At 62.3% G+C, this 14223-nt stretch carries 9 protein-coding genes; 7 read left to right on the forward strand and 2 right to left on the reverse strand.

Annotated elements, in window-relative coordinates:
- Positions 1-25: 25 nt before the first annotated feature.
- Positions 26-403: a 50S ribosomal protein L7/L12 gene (rplL, locus tag AU252_RS16790; protein WP_056344416.1), complete on the forward strand. Its 378-nt coding sequence runs from the start codon at positions 26-28 to the stop codon at positions 401-403.
- 125 nt (positions 404-528) lie between these two features.
- On the opposite strand, the gene AU252_RS16795 is transcribed toward rplL, so the two are convergent.
- Positions 529-1026: an aminoacyl-tRNA deacylase gene (locus tag AU252_RS16795; RefSeq protein WP_058931711.1), complete on the reverse strand. Its 498-nt coding sequence runs from the start codon at positions 1024-1026 to the stop codon at positions 529-531.
- Between the two features lie 16 nt (positions 1027-1042).
- The gene (locus tag AU252_RS16800) at positions 1043-2242 is read right to left on the reverse strand and encodes an acetyl-CoA C-acetyltransferase (protein ID WP_058931712.1); all 1200 of its coding nucleotides are present in this window, start codon (positions 2240-2242) and stop codon (positions 1043-1045) included.
- 223 nt (positions 2243-2465) lie between these two features.
- Between AU252_RS16800 and AU252_RS16805 the strand changes: the two genes are divergently transcribed.
- The 6 genes from AU252_RS16805 to fusA all read left to right on the forward strand — a co-directional run bounded on the left by AU252_RS16805 (position 2466) and on the right by fusA (position 14110).
- Positions 2466-2936 carry a hypothetical protein gene (locus tag AU252_RS16805; RefSeq protein ID WP_058933017.1) on the forward strand — a complete coding sequence of 157 codons (471 nt, stop codon included), beginning with the start codon at positions 2466-2468 and terminating at the stop codon, positions 2934-2936.
- A gap of 295 nt (positions 2937-3231) precedes the next feature.
- Complete coding sequence (rpoB, locus tag AU252_RS16810; RefSeq protein ID WP_058931713.1) at positions 3232-6741, forward strand: DNA-directed RNA polymerase subunit beta; 3510 nt, start codon at positions 3232-3234, stop codon at positions 6739-6741.
- 105 nt (positions 6742-6846) lie between these two features.
- On the forward strand, positions 6847-10746 hold the full coding sequence (locus AU252_RS16815) for a DNA-directed RNA polymerase subunit beta' (RefSeq protein ID WP_058931714.1): 3900 nt from the start codon (positions 6847-6849) through the stop codon (positions 10744-10746).
- 333 nt (positions 10747-11079) lie between these two features.
- A complete protein-coding gene (rpsL, locus tag AU252_RS16820; protein WP_011692814.1) occupies positions 11080-11454 on the forward strand; it encodes a 30S ribosomal protein S12 in 375 nt (124 codons plus the stop codon).
- A 1-nt stretch (position 11455) separates the two neighbouring features.
- Positions 11456-11926 (forward strand): 30S ribosomal protein S7, encoded by a 471-nt coding sequence (gene rpsG, locus AU252_RS16825; RefSeq protein ID WP_011692813.1) that lies wholly within the window; start codon positions 11456-11458, stop codon positions 11924-11926.
- Positions 11927-11995: 69 nt separating this feature from the next.
- Positions 11996-14110: an elongation factor G gene (gene fusA, locus AU252_RS16830; protein ID WP_058931715.1), complete on the forward strand. Its 2115-nt coding sequence runs from the start codon at positions 11996-11998 to the stop codon at positions 14108-14110.
- Positions 14111-14223 lie beyond the last annotated feature (113 nt).

The following is a 14223-nucleotide window of genomic DNA, read 5'->3' on the forward strand; positions in this document are numbered from 1 at the left end:
CCACCTATAGGAAGGACGCCACACCATGGCGAAGCTCACCAACGAAGAGCTCATTGAAGCTTTCAAGGAACTGACCATCATCGAGCTCTCCGAGTTCGTCAAGCTCTTCGAAGAGACCTTCGAAGTTACTGCAGCTGCAGTTGCTGTTGCTGGCCCCGCCGGTGGCGGCGCAGCTGAAGAAGCTGAAGAGCAGACTGAATTCGACGTTATCCTCGAATCAGCTGGCGAAAAGAAGATCGCAGTGATCAAGGAAGTTCGCGCAATCACTTCCCTGGGTCTGAAGGAAGCTAAGGACGTTGTTGACAGCGCCCCCAAGGCTGTCCTCGAAGGCGTCACCAAGGAAGCTGCCGAAAAGGCAGTGGAGCAGCTCCAGGCTGCCGGCGCAACCGTTACCCTCAAGTAACTCACGCCGCTTCACGGAAAACCCCGTCCACTTCGGTGGGCGGGGTTTTCCTGCATTTAACCCAACGCGGGGTCACATATGGCCCATGAAGTGCCCACTATTGGGCCGTAAGTGACCCCGCGTTGCTAGTTTGGTTCGGAGATATCGGCGACGACGGCGCCCAGTGCTGCGGTGAGCGCATCGGCGTCCACAAACGCGCTGTAGCCGTGTTCGCCGGCGCCCATGGAGATCCGGCGGCCGGCAATGGTGGCGTCCGCGTACACCGGCCAGGCGGTGGTGCTGCCGAGCGGGGTGATGGTCCCGCGTTCGTAGCCGGTCGCACCAAGCGCCACGTCCGCGGGCGGCAACGAGAGTTTGTTGACGCCCACCAGGGTCCGCAGTTTTGGCCAGGAGATCTGCCGGTCACCCGGAATCAGCGCGAACAGGAACGTCCCGTCCTTGTGCTTGACCACCAGGGACTTCACGATGTCCGCGGGCGTGATGCCCAGAATCCCGGCAGCCTCCTCGAGGCTCCGCGCGGCCAGCCGCTCCACCAGCTGCACGTCCAAGCCGCGCCCGGCGGCGTCTGCAAGGAAGCGCTGACGTCCGACGGCGGCGCCCCCGTTGTCCACCTGCCCCGCCATCAGTCCCGGCCCACCATCAGTCCCGGTACAGCAGGAGCGCTTCGCCCTGGCCGCCGCCGCCGCACAGGGAGACCGCGGCCTTGCCGCTGCCCCGCCGTTTGAGTTCATGGGCCGCGTGGAGCGCCAACCGCGCACCGGACGCCCCGATCGGGTGGCCCAGGGCAATGGCGCCGCCGTGGATGTTGCACTTGTCCAGCGGGTAGTCCAGGTCCTTCAGCGACTGCACCGCGACTGAACCGAAGGCTTCGTTAATTTCGATGAAGTCCAGGTCGGCGGTGCTCCATTCCGCCCGCTGCAGTGCGTTCATGATCGCGTGGGACGGCTGCGAATGCAGGGAATTGTCCGGACCGGCAACCTGTCCGGGCTTCCCCACCACAGCCAGGTATTCCAAGCCGTTCTCCTCCGCGAAACGGCGCGATGCCAGCACCAGTGCGGAGGCGCCGTCGGACAGGGGAGAGGAGTTGCCGGCGGTGATGGTTCCGTCGCTGACAAAAGCTGCCCGGAGCCCGGCCAGGGACTCGATGGACGTGTTGGGCCGTACCCCTTCATCGGTGGAGACAACGATGGGATCTCCCTTGCGCTGCTTGACGCTGATGGGCGCTATCTCGTCGTCGAAGACGCCGTTCTTCGCCGCCAGCGCCGCACGCTGGTGCGAGTGGGCGGCCACGTTGTCCTGCGAGGTCCGGTCAATGCCCAGGGTCAGGTTCTTGGTCTCGGTGGACAGGCCCATGGACTGGCCGTCGAACGCATCCGTGAGGCCGTCGTGCGCCGCAACATCCAGCGCCTGGATGGCGCCATACGTCCAGCCCTGGCGCGAACCCGGCAGCAGGTGGGGCGCACGGGTCATGGATTCCTGGCCGCCGGCCACCACCACGGTGGCGTCGCCGCTGCGGATCATCCTGGCGGCGTCGATCACCGCGGTCAGCCCGGACAGGCACACCTTGTTGATGGTGACCGTGGGAACGTTCCAGCCGATTCCCGCTCCGATGGCGCTCTGGCGTGCGGGGTTCTGCCCGGCGCCGGCCTGCAGTACCTGGCCCATGATGACGGCGTCCACCTGGCCGGCGTCCACGCCGCTCGCTGCAATCGCGGACCTGATCGCGTGCGCTCCCAGTTCGACGGCGGTGAAGCTCGCCAGTTGCCCGTTGAGCCGGCCCTGCGGGGTGCGCGCACCGGCCAGGATGACCACGTCAGTGTTGTCGTTGGAGTTGCCCATTGTGATCTCTTCCGCTCTGAATCGATGTACTTCCAAGGCTACCGTGAGGCTTGTCACCTATTTATCCAAACGCCGCAGGGGTGCCGATGATTCCAATCGTGCCGGCCGTGGCCGCCAGGGGAGAACTACCCATCCGCCGGTTGTGCGCGAGGTCGCGGTGGTGCGTAGGGTGGACGGCGAAGACGAAAGCAACAGAGCAACGCAAACAGGGAGCAGCAGCATCTTGAAGAAAATCCTCGCCGCGGCAGCCATGGCCAGCCTCGCCGGACTCACCGCCTGCAGCGTTGCCACTCCTGCGCCGGACAGCACTTCATCCACAGCGGCCCCCACTGCGTCCACGTCCGCACCGTCCACCGCGTCGCCGTCGCGCTCCTCCAGTCCGTCAGCAGCGCCCCAGGCCGGAGGTGTTAAGGGAGCCTGCGAGACGTTCAACTCGCTCTACGCCGACTACAAGGCCATCGAGGATGATTCCAACGCCTACGAGGACATCTACTTTGCCGCGCAGGACGCCAAGGACACGGTGTCGGGGAACCTGGTGGGACTGTTTACCTCGCTCAGCGTCCTCGCTCTTGACCACTCCACGGCCGCGAAAAAGGGCGGCGAGCCGGAGCAGGCTTCCAAGGATGGTGTGCGGGATGCTGTCTTCGCAAACGCGGGCGAGTGCACCGCAGCGGACGTCACGCTCCGCCTCTAAACGCGGGCCAGAAGCCAAAAATCAGTGCTTGCAATAAGTCCGGTTGTGGGGTAGACACGTAATTGGTTTTGCCGTATCGTAGATATTTGCGTCTTCCCTGTTTACCTTCAGCCTTCATATAGCGGTGGGCTTTGCCTGGCAGCTGACCATCAACGTGCCGTCAACAACGTCACTGTATGGAAAGCCCCGGCCCGGGTCATATAGCGGAACCGGATGGTAGCACTGCGGAGTCACTCCGCAGGGTGCACAGCGGGGGAGATCTGAAAACGCCTGAAGGTCTGTGGAAGGATCCCTCTTGGTCGCCTCGAGCACCTCTAATAACGAAACCGCTAACACCGCCGACAGCACTGATGGTGCCACTCGCCGGCTCTCATTCGCAAAGATTCACGAACCGCTGGACGTTCCGAATCTCCTTGCCCTGCAGACGGACAGCTTCGACTGGCTGGTCGGAAACGAACGCTGGCAGGCGCGCGTAGCGAAGGCCGTCGAAGAAAACGATCTCAGCGTCGCCACCTCGTCCGGACTGTCGGACATCTTTGAAGAGATCTCCCCGATCGAGGACTTCCAGGGCACCATGTCCCTGAGCTTCTCCGATCCGGAGTTCGCTGACCCGAAGTACACGATGGCCGAGTGCAAGGACCGGGACGCAACGTACTCGGCACCGCTGTACGTCAAGGCCGAGTTCATGAACAACAACACGGGCGAAATCAAGCAGCAGACCGTGTTCATGGGCGACTTCCCCCTCATGACGGAGAAGGGCACCTTCGTCGTCAACGGCACCGAGCGTGTGGTCGTCTCCCAGCTGGTCCGTTCACCGGGCGCCTACTTTGAGCGCACCGCCGACAAGACCAGTGACAAGGACATCTTCACTGCCAAGATCATCCCGTCCCGCGGTGCATGGTTTGAACTCGAGATCGACAAGCGCGACCAGGTCGGCGTTCGCCTCGACCGCAAGCGCAAGCAGTCCGTCACCGTTCTGCTGAAGGCCCTCGGCTGGACCGAAGGGCAGATCCTCGAAGAGTTCGGCCAGTACGACTCCATGCGCGCAACGCTGGAGAAGGACGCCACCGAGACCCGCGAAGACGCGTTGCTGGACATCTACCGGAAGCTGCGACCGGGCGAGCCGCCCACAGTCGAGGCTGCCCAGTCCCTCCTGGACAACCTGTACTTCAACTCCAAGCGCTACGATCTGGCCAAGGTTGGCCGTTACAAGATCAACCGCAAGCTTGGCATCGACCGCTCCCTTGGCGACAAGGAAGCTTCGGTCCTGCACGTTGAAGACATCGTGGCCATGATCAAGTTCCTGGTTGCCCTGCACGCCGGCGAGAAGACCCTCACGGGCAAGCGCGACGGCCAGGACCACGAGCTGCGCGTTGAGATCGATGACATCGACCACTTCGGCAACCGTCGTATCCGCGCCGTCGGCGAGCTCATCGAGAACCAGGTCCGCACCGGCCTGTCCCGTATGGAGCGCGTTGTCCGCGAGCGGATGACCACCCAGGACGTCGAGGCCATCACGCCGCAGACGCTGATCAACATCCGCCCTGTCGTTGCAGCCATCAAGGAGTTCTTCGGAACTTCCCAGCTGTCACAGTTCATGGACCAGAACAACCCGCTGTCGGGTCTGACCCACAAGCGCCGTCTGTCCGCGCTTGGCCCGGGTGGTCTGTCCCGTGACCGTGCAGGCATGGAAGTTCGAGACGTTCACCCGTCCCACTACGGACGTATGTGCCCCATCGAAACCCCTGAAGGCCCGAACATTGGCCTGATCGGTTCGCTGGCATCCTACGGCCGCATCAACCCGTTCGGCTTCATCGAGACTCCTTACCGTCTCGTCGCTGAAGGCGTTGTCTCCGATGAGGTCCAGTACCTCACGGCCGACGACGAGGCAGAGGTCCTGATCGCACAGGCCAACGCTCCGCTGGATGAGAACAAGAAGTTCGCCGAAGAGACCGTCCTGGTCCGCGCCCGTGGTGGTGGAGGCGAGCCTGTGCTCGTTCCCGCCGGCGAGGTCGAGTTCATGGACGTTTCCCCGCGCCAGATGGTGTCCGTGGCTACGGCCCTGATCCCGTTCCTCGAGCATGACGATGCCAACCGCGCACTCATGGGTGCCAACATGCAGCGCCAGGCCGTGCCGCTGGTCCGTTCCGAGGCCCCGTTCGTGGGTACCGGCATGGAGCGCGCCGCAGCCGTCGACGCCGGTGATGTCACCATTGCGAAGAAGGCCGGTGTGGTTACCGAGGTCTCCGCTGAGCTCGTCATCATGCTCAACGACGACGGTACGGAAACCAACTACCGCATCAACAAGTTCGCACGCTCCAACCAGGGCAACTGCTACAACAACCGTGTCCTGGTGAACGAAGGCCAGCGCCTCGAGGTCGGCGGCATCATCGCCGACGGTCCGGCAACGGACCAGGGCGAACTCGCCCTCGGTAAGAACCTGCTCGTGGCATTCATGTCATGGGAAGGCCACAACTTCGAGGACGCCATCATCCTCTCGCAGCGAATTGTTGCCGAGGACGTTCTTTCCTCCATCCACATCGAGGAGCACGAGATCGATGCCCGCGACACCAAGCTTGGTGCCGAGGAAATCACCCGTGACATCCCCAACGTGTCCGAGGAAGTCCTGGCAGGCCTGGACGAGCGTGGAATCATCCACATCGGTGCCGAGGTTGAAGCCGGCGACATCCTGGTCGGAAAGGTCACCCCGAAGGGTGAAACCGAACTGACCCCGGAAGAGCGCCTGCTGCGTGCCATCTTCGGTGAGAAGTCCCGCGAAGTGCGCGACACCTCCCTGAAGGTTCCGCACGGCGAGTCCGGCACCGTCATCGGCGTCCGCGTCTTCGACCGCGACAACGACGACGAACTGCCCCCGGGCGTGAACCAGTTGGTGCGCGTCTACGTGGCCGCCAAGCGCAAGATCACCGACGGCGACAAGCTCGCCGGCCGTCACGGCAACAAGGGCGTTATCTCCAAGATCCTCCCGATCGAGGACATGCCCTTCCTTGCCGACGGTACCCCCGTTGATATTGTCCTGAACCCGCTGGGTGTTCCGGGCCGTATGAACGTCGGCCAGGTGCTGGAAACGCACCTCGGCTGGGTTGCCAAGACCGGTTGGAAGATCGAAGGCGAGCCCGAGTGGATGAAGCAGCTGCCGAACCTGCCGCGCGAGAGTGGCCAGACCACTGTTGCAACGCCGGTGTTCGACGGCGCCCGTGAAGAGGAAATCACGGGTCTGCTCGACTCCACCAACGTCACCCGCGACGGCGACCGCCTGATCAACTCCTCAGGCAAGACCCGCCTCTTCGACGGCCGCTCCGGCGAGCCGTTCCCGGATCCGATCTCGGTCGGCTACATGTACATCCTGAAGCTCCACCACCTGGTGGACGACAAGATCCACGCCCGTTCCACTGGCCCGTACTCCATGATCACGCAGCAGCCGCTGGGTGGTAAGGCACAGTTCGGTGGCCAGCGCTTCGGTGAGATGGAAGTGTGGGCGCTGGAAGCTTATGGCGCCGCGTACACCCTCCAGGAACTCCTCACCATCAAGTCGGATGATATCCACGGTCGTGTCAAGGTCTACGAAGCAATCGTCAAGGGCGAGAACATCCCCGAGCCGGGCGTTCCTGAGTCCTTCAAGGTCTTGATCAAGGAAATGCAGTCGCTGTGCCTGAACGTGGAAGTACTTTCCACGGACGGAACCACAATTGAAATGCGTGACTCTGATGACGCAGTCTTCACGGCTGCGGAAGAACTGGGCATCGATCTGTCTCGTGCAGAGCCCAGTTCCGTAGAAGAGGTTTAGCAGGTTGATGTCCGACGGCGGGTGACCACCCGCCGTCGGACATCACCTCCCTCTTCCCGTAACCAAGACTTCAGAATTTAGAGAACAAGAGAGAACAGGGACCATATGTCCAGCGAATCCTCCTTCGGCCTCATGCAGATCGGCCTCGCCACCGCGGATGACATCCGTGGCTGGTCTTACGGCGAGGTTAAGAAGCCGGAAACCATCAACTACCGCACGCTCAAGCCCGAGAAGGACGGCCTCTTCTGCGAGAAGATCTTCGGCCCTTCCCGTGACTGGGAATGCTACTGCGGTAAGTACAAGCGTGTGCGCTTCAAGGGCATCATCTGCGAGCGGTGTGGCGTTGAAGTCACCCGTGCGAAGGTCCGCCGTGAGCGCATGGGCCACATCGAGCTGGCCGCCCCGGTCACGCACATCTGGTACTTCAAGGGTGTTCCGTCCCGTTTGGGCTACCTCCTTGACCTGGCACCGAAGGACCTCGAAAAGGTCATCTACTTCGCTGCCTACATGATCACCAGCGTCGACGCCGACAGCCGCCACGAGGAACTGCCCAACCTGCAGGTTGAGCACGACATCGAGAAGAAGCAGCTGATCGACAACCGCGACTCCGACATCGCCACGATCGCCCGTGACCTCGAAAACGAGATCGCGCGCCTCGAAGGTGAAGGTGCCAAGGCTGCCGACAAGAAGAAGGCCCGCGACTCCGCGGACCGTCAGATGGCCAACGTGCGTAAGCGTGCCGACGCCGAGATCGAGCGCCTCGAGCAGGTCTGGGACCGTTTCAAGAACCTGAAGGTCGCAGACCTCGAAGGCGACGAAGGCCTCTACCGCGAGCTGCGCGACCGCTACGGCATGTACTTCGAGGGCTCCATGGGTGCCGAAGCCATCAAGAAGCGCCTTGAGAACTTCGACATGCAGGCCGAGTCTGACCTGCTGCGCGACATCATCGCCAACGGCAAGGGCCAGCGCAAGACCCGCGCCCTGAAGCGCCTGAAGGTGGTCAACGCGTTCCTGACCACCAACAACAGCCCGCTCGGCATGGTGCTGGACGCTGTCCCGGTGATCCCGCCGGAACTGCGCCCGATGGTCCAGCTGGACGGTGGCCGCTTCGCGACCTCCGACCTCAACGACCTCTACCGTCGTGTGATCAACCGCAACAACCGCCTCAAGCGCCTGCTTGACCTCGGTGCCCCGGAGATCATCGTCAACAACGAGAAGCGCATGCTTCAGGAAGCTGTTGACAGCCTCTTCGACAACGGCCGTCGCGGCCGTCCGGTCACCGGTCCTGGCAACCGTCCGCTGAAGTCCCTGAGCGACATGCTCAAGGGCAAGCAGGGCCGTTTCCGCCAGAACCTCCTCGGCAAGCGCGTTGACTACTCCGGCCGTTCGGTCATCGTCGTTGGCCCGCAGCTGAAGCTGCACCAGTGTGGCCTGCCCAAGCAGATGGCACTGGAGCTCTTCAAGCCGTTCGTGATGAAGCGCCTGGTTGACCTCAACCACGCACAGAACATCAAGTCGGCCAAGCGTATGGTCGAGCGTTACCGTCCGCAGGTCTGGGACGTGCTGGAAGAGATCATCACCGAACACCCGGTGCTGCTCAACCGTGCACCTACCCTGCACCGCCTCGGCATCCAGGCGTTCGAACCGCAGCTTGTTGAAGGTAAGGCAATCCAGCTCCACCCGCTGGTTTGTGGCGCCTTCAACGCTGACTTCGACGGCGACCAGATGGCAGTCCACCTGCCGCTGAGCCCCGAGGCCCAGGCGGAGGCACGCATCCTGATGCTGTCCTCGAACAACATCCTGAAGCCGTCCGACGGCCGCCCGGTCACCCTGCCTTCGCAGGATATGATCATCGGTCTCTACCACCTGACCACCAAGCGTGTCGGTTCAGCCGGCGAAGGACGCGTCTTCTCCTCGGTTGCCGAAGCCATCATGGCTTACGACCTCCGCGAGCTGCACCTGAACTCGCAGGTCCGGATCCGTCTCGAAGGCTTCGTTCCTTACGCTGGCTGGGAAGCCCCGGAAGGCTGGGAGCCCGGCCAGCCGGTCATCGTCCAGACCTCCCTGGGCCAGGTTATCTTCAACGAGACCCTGCCGGCCGATTACCCGTGGGTTGAGAACGTTGCGGACAAGGGCGAACTGTCCACGATCGTCAACGACCTCGCCGAGCGCTACCCGAAGGTGGTCACGGCGGCAACGCTGGACAACCTGAAGGACGCCGGTTTCTACTGGGCCACCCGCTCGGGCGTTACGGTTGCCATCTCGGACATCGAGGTGCCCAAGGACAAGCCGCGGATCCTCGCTGGTTACGAGACCATGGCTGCCAAGATCCAGGGCCAGTACGACAAGGGCCTGATCGACGACGACGAGCGTCGCCAGGAACTGATCGAGATCTGGAACAAGGCAACCAACGAAATCGCCCAGGTGATGCGTGACAACCTGTCGCCGATGAACACCATCAACCGCATGGTGTCCTCCGGTGCACGTGGTAACTGGATGCAGGTCCGTCAGATCGCGGGTATCCGTGGCCTGGTGGCCAACCCTAAGGGTGAAATCATCCCGCGTCCCATCAAGTCCTCCTACCGCGAGGGCCTGTCGGTGCTGGAATACTTCATCGCCACGCACGGCGCCCGTAAGGGTCTGGCTGACACCGCGCTGCGTACCGCCAACTCGGGTTACCTGACCCGTCGTCTGGTGGACGTGTCGCAGGACGTCATCGTCCGCGAAGAGGACTGCGGCACCGAACGCGGCCTGGTCACGGCAATCGCCGTGCCGGACGCCAACGGCGAGCTGGTCCTGGACGAGAACGTCGAGAACAGCGCCTACGCCCGTACGCTCGCTGTTGATGTTGTGGACTCCAAGGGCAATGTCCTTGCAGCCGGCGGCACCGACTGCGGCGACGTGGTTATCGCTGAGCTGTTCGCAGCCGGCATCACCGAGGTCAAGGTCCGCTCCGTACTCACCTGTGAGTCCAGCGTCGGCACCTGCGCCCTGTGCTACGGCCGTTCACTGGCCACCGGCAAGACCGTGGACATCGGCGAGGCCGTCGGCATCATCGCCGCACAGTCCATCGGTGAGCCCGGTACCCAGCTGACCATGCGTACGTTCCACACCGGTGGTGCTGTTTCCGCCAGCGGTGGCGACGACATCACCCAGGGTCTGCCCCGTATCCAGGAGCTCTTCGAAGCCCGTACTCCGAAGGGTGTCGCACCGATTGCTGAAGCAGCCGGCCGCATCGCCATCGAAGAGTCCGAGCGCCAGATGCGCCTGGTCATCACTCCGGATGACGGATCTGAAGAGATCGCCTACCCGGTACTTCGCCGTTCACGCCTCCTCATCGAGGATGGCGAGCACGTCACAGTAGGCCAGAAGCTCATCAACGGTCCGGTGGATCCCAAGCAGGTTCTGCGCATCATGGGTCCCCGTGCCGCGCAGAAGTTCCTGGTGGACGAAGTCCAGGGCGTGTACCGCAGCCAGGGCATCGGTATCCACGACAAGCACGTCGAGGTTATCGTCCGCCAGATGCTGCGCCGCGTCACGGTCATCGAGTCCGGCGAATCGGATCTGCTCCCCGGCGAGCTCGCCGAGCGCAGCCGCTTCGAGGAGGCCAACCGCCGCGTTGTGTCCGAGGGCAAGACTCCGGCTTCCGGACGTCCTGAGCTCATGGGCATCACCAAGGCGTCCCTGGCCACCGAGTCCTGGCTGTCTGCAGCTTCCTTCCAGGAGACCACCCGCGTCCTGACGCAGGCGGCCATGGAAGGCAAGAGTGATCCGCTGCTCGGCCTCAAGGAAAACGTCATCATCGGTAAGCTGATCCCGGCCGGCACGGGTCTCCCGCGCTACACCGAGGTCACCGTGGAGCCCACTGAGGAAGCGAAGGCCAACCTGTTCACCGGCCCCAGCGCGTTCAGTGACTTCTCGTACGACTCCCTGGGCGGCGACGGAGCTCCTGAGTTCCACGCCATCCCGCTGGATGACTACGATCTCGGCAACGATTTCCGCTAGTCGATTGCATTGAAAGGCCCCGCTTCCACTCTGTGGCGGCGGGGCCTTTTGCATACGCCCGTTTAAAGGCCGGGATCCGGCCGTGCTAAACTTTGTGTAATTGTTCTGTGTGGCAGTGGATGAAGGCCGCCGCAGCATCATTTTGGTTTTGTTCTCATGATGCTGGGTGGAGCTTGTTTCCGGGTTGCGGGTAAGGTGCGCAACGAATGCCACGCTTTTGCACGCCTACGCAAGTTTCCAGAGGCCGCAGCTGCAGGAACAACGCCAAAACCATTGTGCTCAGGCTGGCGCCTGAGTGTGAAGGTAGAGATCAAACCAACGGAGAACACGAGAGTGCCTACGATTAACCAGCTGGTCCGCAAGGGCCGCACGCCTAAGGTCAAAAAGACCAAGGCTCCAGCGCTTAACGGCAGCCCGATGCGCCGCGGTGTTTGCACCCGCGTTTACACCACCACCCCCAAGAAGCCGAACTCGGCTCTTCGTAAGGTTGCACGTGTGCGCCTCAACGGTGGCGTTGAAGTTACCGCTTACATCCCCGGTGTAGGCCACAACCTGCAGGAGCACTCCATTGTGCTCGTTCGCGGCGGTCGCGTGAAGGACCTCCCCGGTGTCCGTTACAAGATCGTCCGTGGCGCCCTCGATACCCAGGGTGTGAAGAACCGTAAGCAGGCACGCAGCCGTTACGGCGCAAAGATGGAGAAGAAGTAATATGCCTCGCAAGGGTCCGGCCCCCAAGCGGCCGCTCGTACTAGATCCGGTTTACGGCTCCCCGCTGGTTACCCAGCTGATCAACAAGGTGCTGGTTGACGGTAAGAAGTCCACCGCAGAGCGCATTGTTTACGGTGCCCTCGAAGGCGCCCGCGCCAAGTCCGGCGGCGATCCCGTGGCAGCCCTCAAGAAGGCCATGGAGAACGTCAAGCCTTCCCTCGAGGTCCGCTCACGCCGCGTTGGTGGCGCTACCTACCAGGTTCCGGTTGAGGTCAAGCCGGGCCGCTCCACCGCCCTCGCCCTGCGTTGGCTGGTTGGCTACTCCAAGGCCCGCCGTGAAAAGACCATGACCGAGCGCCTCCAGAACGAAATCCTGGATGCCTCCAACGGTCTCGGTGCCGCTGTGAAGCGTCGCGAAGACACCCACAAGATGGCCGAGTCCAACAAGGCCTTCGCACACTACCGCTGGTAATACTTCCCGGACGCCGCCGGCTCGACTGAGCCGGCGGCTAACGTGTAGTCCATCCGAAAGGGAGACACCGTGGCACAGGACGTGCTTACAGACCTTAGTAAGGTCCGCAACATCGGCATCATGGCCCACATCGATGCTGGCAAGACCACCACCACCGAGCGCATTCTGTTCTACACAGGTGTGAACCACAAGATCGGCGAAACGCACGACGGCGCTTCGACCACTGACTGGATGGAACAGGAGAAGGAACGCGGCATCACCATCACGTCTGCCGCCGTGACCTGCTTCTGGGACAACAACCAGATCAACATCATTGACACCCCCGGCCACGTTGACTTCACCGTCGAGGTTGAGCGCTCACTGCGCGTCCTCGACGGCGCCGTTGCCGTGTTCGATGGTAAAGAAGGTGTCGAGCCCCAGTCTGAGACCGTTTGGCGCCAGGCTGACAAGTACAACGTTCCGCGCATCTGCTTCGTCAACAAGATGGACAAGCTCGGCGCTGACTTCTACTACACGGTAGACACCATCATCAGCCGCCTCGGTGCCAAGCCGCTTGTTATGCAGCTGCCGATCGGTGCCGAGAACGACTTCGTCGGCGTTGTCGACATCCTGGAAATGCGCGCGCTGGTCTGGCCGGGCGACTCCAAGGGTGACGTCACCATGGGTGCCAAGTACGAGGTCCAGGAGATCCCCGCGGATCTGCTGGAGAAGGCCAAGGAATACCGGGCTGCCCTCGTTGAGACGGTGGCTGACGCTACCGAAGAGCTCATGGAGAAGTACCTCGAGGGTGAAGAACTCACCGTCGAGGAGCTCAAGGCCGGCATCCGCAAGATGACGATCAACTCTGAGCTCTACCCGGTCTTCTGTGGCTCCGCGTTCAAGAACCGCGGCGTTCAGCCGATGCTTGACGCCGTGGTTGACTACCTGCCCAACCCGCTCGACGTCCCGCCGATGATCGGTCACGATCCTCGCGACGAAGAGAAGGAACTCACGCGCGCGCCTTCCTCCGAGGAGCCGTTCTCGGCTCTGGCATTCAAGATTGCCGCGCACCCCTTCTTCGGCCAGCTCACCTTCATCCGTGTGTACTCCGGTCACGTCGAAGCGGGTGCCCAGGTGGTCAACTCCACCAAGGGCAAGAAGGAGCGCATCGGCAAGCTGTTCCAGATGCACGCCAACAAGGAAATGCCCGTTGAGGGCGCTACCGCCGGCCACATCTACGCAGCGATCGGTCTGAAGGACACCACCACGGGTGACACCCTGTGTGACTCCAGCAACCAGATCGTCCTCGAGTCCATGAGCTTCCCGGAGCCCGTGATCTCGGTTGCCATCGAACCGAACACGAAGGGTGACCAGGAGAAGCTCTCACTGGCTATCCAGAAGCTCTCCGCTGAGGACCCGACCTTCCAGGTCTCCCTCAACGAGGACACCGGTCAGACCATCATCGCCGGCATGGGCGAGCTCCACCTGGATATCCTGGTGGACCGCATGCGCCGCGAATTCAAGGTCGAGGCAAACGTCGGCAAGCCGCAGGTTGCTTACCGCGAAACCATCAAGAATGTTGTTGCGCGTCACGACTACACGCACAAGAAGCAGACCGGTGGATCGGGTCAGTTCGCAAAGATCCAGATTGCCATTGGGCCGCTGGACACTTCCGAGGGCGAGCTGTACGAGTTCGAGAACAAGGTCACTGGTGGCCGTATTCCTCGCGAATACATCCCGTCGGTGGACGCCGGTATCCAGGATGCACTGAACGACGGCGTCCTGGCCGGTTACCCGGTTGTCGGCATCAAGGCGACGCTGATTGACGGCGCTTACCACGATGTTGACTCCTCGGAAATGGCGTTCAAGATTGCCGGCCGTATGGCTTTCAAGGAAGCCGCACGTAAGGCGAACCCCATCCTGCTCGAACCGCTGATGGATGTAGAGGTCCGCACCCCTGAGGAATACATGGGTGAAGTTATCGGTGACCTCAACTCCCGCCGTGGCCAGATGCAGTCCATGGAAGATGCACAGGGTGTCAAGGTCATACGTGCGCACGTCCCGCTGTCCGGCATGTTCGGCTACATCGGTGACCTGCGTTCCAAGACCCAGGGCCGCGCTGTGTATTCCATGACGTTCCACAGCTACGCCGAGGTCCCGAAGGCATTTGCCGACGAGATCATCCAGAAGAACCGCGGCGAATAGTCCTTCGGACTTTCACAGCGAACAAACTCGGGTGCGCTTCCGGTAAACGGAAGCTCACCTGGTGCAGATGGCCGGGTCCCGGTCCAGACCGGTTCCCGGCCATCTGCACGAAC

This window comes from Pseudarthrobacter sulfonivorans, assembly GCF_001484605.1.
In the GTDB taxonomy this organism is placed as follows: domain Bacteria; phylum Actinomycetota; class Actinomycetes; order Actinomycetales; family Micrococcaceae; genus Arthrobacter; species Arthrobacter sulfonivorans_A.

Excerpts from the sequence above, each read along its gene's own strand:
- rplL (WP_056344416.1), top strand. The coding sequence starts at position 26 with ATGGCGAAGCTCACCAACGAAGAGCTCATTGAAGCTTTCAAGGAACTG.
- AU252_RS16795 (WP_058931711.1), bottom strand. The coding sequence starts at position 1,026 with ATGGCGGGGCAGGTGGACAACGGGGGCGCCGCCGTCGGACGTCAGCGC.
- AU252_RS16800 (WP_058931712.1), bottom strand. The coding sequence starts at position 2,242 with ATGGGCAACTCCAACGACAACACTGACGTGGTCATCCTGGCCGGTGCG.
- AU252_RS16815 (WP_058931714.1), top strand. The coding sequence starts at position 6,847 with ATGTCCAGCGAATCCTCCTTCGGCCTCATGCAGATCGGCCTCGCCACC.
- rpsG (WP_011692813.1), top strand. The coding sequence starts at position 11,456 with ATGCCTCGCAAGGGTCCGGCCCCCAAGCGGCCGCTCGTACTAGATCCG.